The organism is Patescibacteria group bacterium, assembly GCA_028711655.1.
Taxonomy (GTDB): domain Bacteria; phylum Patescibacteriota; class Patescibacteriia; order Patescibacteriales; family JAQTRU01; genus JAQTRU01.
Genome location: JAQTRU010000051.1, coordinates 1 through 1435 on the forward strand (window position 1 = coordinate 1; position 1435 = coordinate 1435).

The following is a 1435-nucleotide window of genomic DNA, read 5'->3' on the forward strand; positions in this document are numbered from 1 at the left end:
CTTTGTTCTACATAACTGAACGGTGCATCGAATTTCACTTCGCCGCGAGAGTTGATTTTAACATTGGGCGCGATGCTCGCAATGTTGGCGCCAGCGTCCTTCAAATCTTCCGGATCAGACATCGATTGGCTCTTATAATCGTAATAAAAACCGGAGGGCATCCAAAATCCCTTATAAACCGAAACTGCGCCCGAGGGAGGTGCGGGTAAATCAGCTGAAGGATGAAATTCCTGCTGGTCCGTTTCGCATTTTTCCTCCCACATCCTTAGGCATTTTTGTTTTGCCTCGCACCAGGAATAACCAGCCGACCCAATGCAGCCGTGCTCGTCCCGATCTCCCCCTAAAAGATTATCAGGATTGTTGAATGCGGGAGTATATTGATAAACAAAAAATCCGCCAGCGGATAAAACCGCGATGGCACAGATAATAATGAGTATTTTTGTCTTCATGTTTTGCTATATTTTTATTGTATCACAACCTGATAGCGGCCCCAAACAAAAAGCCCGCAGATGCGGGCCTCTTGCAAACCCTACTTAGCGGGTTTTGTCTCTAAAGGCATCGGGCGAATATCGGGCTGGTTAAACAACTCTCCTGTCAGAGGAACGGTGATATAGGTTCTGTAAAAATCCGTCTGGCCGTCTTGAGGAATAATCGGGAAGATGAGGGCCGGAACAAAAAGCTCGGACGAGTAAGGCCTTGCCGAATCCCATTGCCAAGTCATCAGCAGTCCCCTTACCGGTTGTCCCACTTCGACGGTGACGGTCTTCGTAGCTTCAGGAGAAAGATAGTTGCCGTACATGCCGCCGTTTTCGACGAATTTTATAATTTTTTCGGCATCTGTTTCTAAATTATACGCCGAACTTTCGAAAGTGCTTGTATTGATGTTGTAGGCGCTGGTCACTCTTCTGTAGGCCAGGTCGATTCCGATGCCGATTCCGTACTTTTGGCCTGATTGGTCGTAAACCTGCTCGCCATTAATGACCATCGGATAGACCACATTGGCATAATCTCTGATATAAGATACGTCAGAAACGGGGCTGGATTCGGCTTTCATAATAGCGTAACCCTGATTCTCTTGCACTTCGCCCGGGCCGTAGTTCCCTATATTAATGCCGTAATCAGCCAAGAATTTGTCGGCAATGGCGACTATCTCCTGGTCGCTCATTTGGGCAGATTGGCCCACGCTATCTCTTGCGGGCCACTTCTCCCAGTTCATATTGATGGACAGGGTGTTCTGCCTGAAATCTACGTAAAGAGCATAGCCGTATTCTTTGTCTTCGGCAATCTCCATAGTGTTCACCTTCATATTCTGGAATTTATTGAGGTCAACCATGTTTAAATCCATCCTGCCGATGACATCTGCCAACTGGCCGCCTACTGATCCGACGGTCCTCCGGTAAACGTTGCCCTGGCCGGATGCGAGACCAAGATCCCC

Annotated in this window: 2 protein-coding genes; both read right to left on the reverse strand. The window is 48.1% G+C overall.

Annotation, left to right across the window (positions count from 1 at the left end):
- Positions 1 to 449: hypothetical protein (locus PHQ42_04985; protein ID MDD5072056.1), on the reverse strand; the 449-nt coding region annotated here is incomplete at its 3' end.
- A gap of 80 nt (positions 450 to 529) precedes the next feature.
- Positions 530 to 1435: hypothetical protein (locus PHQ42_04990; GenBank protein ID MDD5072057.1), on the reverse strand; the 906-nt coding region annotated here is incomplete at its 5' end.